Origin of the sequence: Citreicella sp. C3M06 (genome assembly GCF_018860705.1) — a bacterium.
Lineage (GTDB): Bacteria > Pseudomonadota > Alphaproteobacteria > Rhodobacterales > Rhodobacteraceae > Salipiger.
Map to the genome: position 1 here is coordinate 148,274 of NZ_JAHKQA010000073.1, position 6,109 is coordinate 154,382.

General features: G+C 62.4%; 5 protein-coding genes and 1 pseudogene. 2 read left to right on the plus strand and 4 right to left on the minus strand.

From position 1 onward, the window contains the following. Window positions 1–6 precede the first annotated feature (6 nt). Together rpoH and KO516_RS17580 are read right to left on the minus strand one after the other, a co-directional pair. Window positions 7–903, minus strand: coding sequence for an RNA polymerase sigma factor RpoH (gene rpoH, locus KO516_RS17575; protein WP_216005104.1), 897 nt, complete (start codon window positions 901–903; stop codon window positions 7–9). Between the two features lie 260 nt (window positions 904–1,163). After that, the gene (locus KO516_RS17580) at window positions 1,164–2,195 is read right to left on the minus strand and encodes an RluA family pseudouridine synthase (protein ID WP_216005094.1); all 1,032 of its coding nucleotides are present in this window, start codon (window positions 2,193–2,195) and stop codon (window positions 1,164–1,166) included. On the opposite strand from KO516_RS17580, the gene KO516_RS17585 reads away from it, so the two are divergent. Continuing rightward, window positions 2,194–2,508 carry a DUF6476 family protein gene (locus KO516_RS17585; protein ID WP_216005095.1) on the plus strand — a complete coding sequence of 105 codons (315 nt, stop codon included), beginning with the start codon at window positions 2,194–2,196 and terminating at the stop codon, window positions 2,506–2,508. The genes KO516_RS17580 and KO516_RS17585 overlap by 2 nt on opposite strands. A gap of 49 nt (window positions 2,509–2,557) precedes the next feature. On the opposite strand, the gene KO516_RS17590 is transcribed toward KO516_RS17585, so the two are convergent. Together KO516_RS17590 and KO516_RS17595 are read right to left on the minus strand one after the other, a co-directional pair. Then, on the minus strand, window positions 2,558–3,742 hold the full coding sequence (locus KO516_RS17590) for a LamG domain-containing protein (RefSeq protein ID WP_216005096.1): 1,185 nt from the start codon (window positions 3,740–3,742) through the stop codon (window positions 2,558–2,560). Between the two features lie 1,024 nt (window positions 3,743–4,766). Further along, window positions 4,767–5,126: a hypothetical protein gene (locus KO516_RS17595; protein ID WP_216005097.1), complete on the minus strand. Its 360-nt coding sequence runs from the start codon at window positions 5,124–5,126 to the stop codon at window positions 4,767–4,769. Between the two features lie 243 nt (window positions 5,127–5,369). Here KO516_RS17595 and KO516_RS24350 point away from each other — a divergent pair. Beyond that, window positions 5,370–6,037 (plus strand): annotated as a pseudogene (locus tag KO516_RS24350) (transposase); the annotation flags it as partial. Window positions 6,038–6,109: the final 72 nt, after the last annotated feature.

A 6,109-nucleotide genomic window follows, 5' to 3' on the forward strand; every position in this document is an offset into this window, starting at 1 on the left:
ATCAGATCAGGCCGTGGCCATCATGCCTTGCTCGCGCGCCAGTTCGCGCATGCGCTTTTGCAGCTTTTCGAACGCCCGCACTTCGATTTGGCGAATGCGTTCGCGGCTGACATCGTAGACGCCCGACAGATCCTCGAGCGTCACCGGCTGTTCCGCCAGACGGCGCTGGGTCAGGATATCGCGTTCACGCTCGTTCAGCACGTCCATCGCCTCTGCCAACAGGGCGCGCCGCGCGTCGAGCTCGTTGCGCTCGGCGTAATCGGTGGCCTGATCGGCGCTTTCGTCTTCCAGCCAGTCCTGCCATTGCATCGAACCATCGTCGTCGCTGCCGACCGTGGCGTTTAGCGAGGCATCGCCCCCCGACAGACGCCGGTTCATCGAGATGACTTCGGCCTCGGTCACGCCCAGATCCGTGGCAATCTTCTCGACATGCTCGGGGCGCAGATCGCCCTCTTCAAGCGCGCCGATGCGCGACTTGGCCTTGCGCAGGTTGAAGAACAGCTTCTTTTGCGCCGATGTGGTGCCCAGCTTGACCAGCGACCACGACCGCAGGATGTATTCCTGGATCGACGCCCGGATCCACCACATCGCATAGGTGGCAAGGCGGAAGCCTTTTTCCGGGTCAAAGCGTTTCACCGCCTGCATCAGGCCGACATTGGCTTCGGAGATCACCTCGGCCTGCGGCAGACCGTAGCCGCGATAGCCCATGGCGATCTTGGCGGCCAGCCGCAGATGCGAGGTGACCATCCGGTGCGCCGAGGCGGAATCGCCATCCTCGACCCAGCGCTTGGCCAGCATGTATTCTTCTTCGGGTTCCAGAAGCGGAAACTTCCGGATCTCGGACAGGTAGCGGCTTAGGCCTGCTTCCGGCGACGGAGCCGGAAGATTGGCGTATTTGCTCATATTGCTCACGTGCCCTGTTACCTCCAATGTTATGGGGCTTAACATCCCAGATGGGAAGGCCCGGATCGTTTTTCAAGGGTCCGCCCGGCGGTAGCGCGATGCCGCCACCGAACAGGACCATCTTTGAGTGTTACGAGGGTAACGCGAAACTCCGTCGCCGGGTTCGCATTATTTCCTGACTCACGGTATCGGGAATACTATGTCAGTTGTGCGCACGGAGCGGAATTCGGAAATAATGCAGCCCATATGTGCGTATGCGCTCAGACTTCACCGCGAAGCACGGATAGAAGTCTGGCCATATCTTCGGGCAAAGGTGCCTCGAACAGCAATTGTTCGCCGCTCACGGGATGGTCGAACCCCAGCTCGGCGGCGTGCAGCGCTTGGCGGGGAAACCCGGTGACCGCTGCGGCGGCGGCTTCGCCCAAGGCGGCTGGCGAGGGCTTGCGCCGCCCGCCATAGGTCTGATCGCCGACCAGCCCATGCCCGGCATGGGCCATGTGGACGCGGATCTGGTGCGTGCGCCCGGTTTCGAGCCGGCATTCCACCAGCGCCAGCGACGCTGGCGTGCCAAAGCTTTCAAGCACCCGCGCCCGGGTCACCGCATGTCGGCCCTGCCCGTCGAAATACACTGCCTGACGTTGCCGGTCGGTCTTGTGGCGGGCGAGCCCGGACTGGATGCGGATCACATTGCCCGATTCCATCGAAACGCCCCGCGTGCCCAGCAAACGCGGATCGCCCGCATTGGGTGCGCCATGGCACAGCGCCAGATAGGCCCGATCGGCGCTATGCGCTTCGAATTGCGCGGCAAGCCCGTGATGGGCCCGGTCGGATTTCGCCACCACCAGCAGGCCGGATGTGTCCTTGTCGATACGGTGCACGATGCCGGGACGGGCGATGCCACCCACCCCCGACAGCGCGCCGCCGAAATGATGCAGCAAGGCGTTGACCAGCGTGCCCTTCGGCGTGCCGGGCGCAGGGTGCACCACCATGCCGACCGGCTTGTTGACGACCACAAGGTCGGCATCTTCCCAGACGATGTCGAGCGGGATGTCCTCGGGGCCAATATGGCTTTCCTCGGCCTTGGGCAGGATGATGGCGATCTCGTCGCCCTCGACGACCTTTGCCTTGGGATCGCTCAGCACCTCGCCCCGGCGCATCACCGCGCCATCGGCGATAAGCTTTGCAAGCCGCGTCCGCGAGAGTGCCGCCTCCTCTGGCACATCGCGGGCGAGCGCCTTATCAAGACGCGCAGGCGGGGCCTCCCCGATGACGATGCGCAGAGGATTTTCCATGTCACAGGCTCCCGACCCCGAAGAACAGCTGCCCGAGCCGCCAAACCTGCGCTTCCTGCGTCTTCTGGTTACGGTGCTGACGGGCGTGATGATCCTCGGGCTGATAACGCTCCTCGGGCTGGTTGTCATCCGGAACACGACAACGCGTGCGCCGCTGCCCGATGTCATCACCCTGCCGGACGGCGCGACGGCCACCGCCTATACGCAAGGCCCCAACTGGTACGCCGTCGTGACCGATGAAAACCGCATCCTGATCTTTGATCGCACCAGTGGAAAACTTCGCCAAACCATCCTGATCGAGCCGCACCCCTGAGGCAGCGTTGCCCGCGTCTCCGGGGCAAAGCCGGAGACGCGGCGTGGCCTCAGCTGTGCTGTCGCCGGATCCAGCTGCACAGGCTGCGCATCTCTTCGTCGCTCAGCGCCCTGTCATATTCCACCGCAACCGACAGATCCCCACGGTGATAGGCATTCAGTGGCGCGCCGTTGTCATTCAGTGTTCCCAGCATCGCAGGCACCCCCGGCGTGGTCACACCGGCCTGTGCCGCTTTGTAGATCTTCGAGCCGTTGATCAGCATCCTGACCTCGCTGCCGTCATGCGTGCCGACCGCGGCCTGCCAATTGCTGTTGATCACCGGCACCAGCACCGCCTGCGAATTCGATCCGACCGACATCGCCGTACCCGTCGCCCTGTAGCTGATATAGGATCGCGCATCGGTCGACGACCGGCCTCCGTAAAGGATGCGCATTTGACTGTCCTGCTTTCGGAAACCGACGCCAATGGTGCGCTCGGCGCCATGCACAGGACCGCCGGCGTAATGGTCGTCTGAGCCGTCGAAACTCAGCATTCCGGCGCTGTAGCTCGCTGCGTTCACCGCCGTCAGATCGGCGCTGCCGCCGCTGCTGTCAGCAAGGATCGACGCATCCGCCGTCGGCAAGTACAGCGCCACCAGCCCAGCCAGATCGGTCGGGTGAAACCGCTGCGTCACGATCCAGCCGCGCGCGCGCAGCTCGGCAAGCAGCGCCGCAGACATGTTGTCCGCGCCAAGTTGCGACAGGTGAAAGACATCGGCCGGAGGATCGACGAATTGATCGGTCGCGATCGAGAAGGCGTCATGGTTCAGCCCATTTGACCAGTGAAAGACATGCCCGGGCCAGCGCGACTGCATCTCAAGCCAGATCGCCTCCTGTATGGAGCCAGCATAGCTCGAACCATAAGGATTGATCGGTGGAACAACCAGCCAGCGATCATGCGGGATTTCGGCGATGGCCTCGGCAATCAGGTCGACATAGGCGACGGTTTTGTCCCCCTCCAGATCGTCATAGCCGTTGTAGGATCCATCCCAGATCACAACCGGATAGGCCAGCAGATCGGTGTTTGTCAGCTCCGTGAACTCGGATCGGACCGCGGTGATGTTATTGCCGCCCACCGCGATGTTGTTGATGCTCAGCCCGCTGGCGGCATCGAGCGTTTCCCAGAGCGATACGCCAGACGCGCCCGCCATGAGACTGTCGCCCCCGGTCAGCAGACCTGTGGCACGGGTCGCCATCCCCACTCCGACACCCCAACCAGCCACGAAGCTGAAAGTGCTGATACCTAGTCCGAACATGCTTCACCTCGCTGCGGAATGACATAGCGTTACGGGGCAAATTCTCCGACGGGGTGATTAAGGCTTCCTGCGAGCATCGGCCGGCCCCTGTGCAACGCCGCGGTGCGGCAATCCTTTGGGCTTGAGGCACTGCCCGGCGAGTCCGCAGCTATAGGTTCGGTGTGTTCAGGGACTGGTCCTGAATAAACCGCTGATGATTCCGCTGATGGGTACGCCCGCCGGGTCTGGTGCCGGGGCGGCGATTGTTGGCGTCTACCTGCTCGCTGGCATGGCGCAGCTTGGCGGACAGCTGCTCGCTCGGCCACTCCTCCCACGGCCGGATCTTGCAGCATTCGACAAACCCAACCTGCATCCATCGCGCCGCAAGGCATCAAGGGGGCCCCGACAATCGGACGTCTTGCTAGCAACTGTTTCCGTCAGATGCCTTGAAGGCCCCGTAGTTTGCGCGCTTTGCATAGAGCGTTAGCGATATTGACGAGTTTTCGTGCGACCGCAGTGATGATGACCTTGTGCGAATTTCCGGCGTCGCGCAGTCGCTGCGCGCAGGCTTTCAGGGGCGGGCAGCGACGAGGGCGGCTTGGCACAAGACATGCCGCAGGGCGCGCTGTCCTTCGGCGATGGCTCGTTTGCCCCTCAACGCACCGCCGTCGTGCGCTATGGGAGGCGAGCCCCGTCAGGGCTGCGGCTGTTCTGCGGATATGGCCCCGAGCTCGGGTCGGCGATCAGCATAGCGCTGACAACGGGCCCACCCCCGGGAATGGAGCGCAGGGTACCGGCGGTTTCGACCAGTGTTCAGTCGGCCGCGACGGCTTGCTCGATGCACGCTTCCAGCTCCGAGATCCTGGGTTCGAGCGGAGCCTTCAACTCCATGCCGGTGAACAGTCCAGCGCTCGCGCGGTTTCGTGTGAATTGATCTGGGTAGGTAGCCGCTTTCGCATTTCGACAAGTTGCGCTCGCTTCGATGTCAAAGCTCTGATCCCGCACAACTTTCCGGCCGGATGGCTACCTCCCGCCTCGAGGCGCACACCATGACGCAGGCGATGAGTTCCGCATCGATCCGTCTTGGCCCGGGTACCACGGCTGGCGGCAATTGACGCGCGACGATCCGCAGCGCGTCGAGCGAAGCCCGTAACCGCCACTTCTGCCCGCTGGTAGCTTCGAAGCAGACTAGGGCGCCACGCCGCAGCGCGAGAGACGCCACCCGGGCATGGCCCTCCGATGTGTTCGGCAACCGAAGGCGCGTCGCATCGGGCAGGCAATGGATATCCAGCCAGTCGCGCGAGACGTCTATGCCGATGGCCTGTTCGGATGATAGCGCGCTCATGCTCTCCTCTTTCTGCTCCGCGATCCATGTCGGGCGTATCCAACTGTTCGGGATGATGAAAGAGAGACGGCGCCGGCGCGCTAGAAGACGTGGTCAGGCCACAAGGCCCAGACCCCATACACCCCCTCGTCACCTACCTCGGCCGAGAAAGGGGACGGGGGTAAAATAGCAGCGCCGGGGTGCAGAAGGCTCAGGATCATTATTATGGTTGGTCGAGCGTGATTCACCGTTCGAAAACGAGCGGTGAACACGTTAGATCTCTTCTGGTTGAACGATGCGCAGTGGCACGTCTGGAGCCCTACTTTCCCAAGTCTCACGGCAAGCCTCGACTTGATGACCGGCGCGTGCTGAGCAGAATTATATTCATCAATTGCAATGGCTTGCGGTGACGTAATGCGCCGAACGAATATGGTCCACACAAGTCGCTCGCACCCCGCTGGAAACGGTGGAGGTGAATGGCCAAGCGCCATTGGTTCGAATGCGGCCATGAACGGGGGTCTTCGCGCGGATCATGGCGGGTTTGGTGGCCGAGAACGGTGAGGAGACGACCGTGATTATCGACGCAACGAAATTGAAGGTCCATCCACTGCCCGGCAGCACATGCAAAGCATGTGTGAGAGGGGCACCGTATCCAGCCTAGGCGTCAAAAGGGGGGCCTGATTGGTCGCGCCAAAGGCGGCATGAACACGTCGCAATATGCCATCTGTGAGAGCAAAGGCCGCCCGACCAACGTGTTCGCCTCTGCCGGGCATTACATCGGGGCACGGGCACTTCTCGGCAGTCTCCCGAATGTCGACTGGCTGCTCGAGGACCAGGGCTGCGACGCCGACTGGCTCCGTGACGCCTTTCAAAACAAAGGGTTACACGCCTGCAGTCATGTCAGAAAGAAACGCAAGACAACCGTGAAATATCACCCTTGTGACATTGCTGGCAATGCGCGGCCTTCGTCCTGGCCGTGCAGTGATCGAGATCATGTTTGGCAG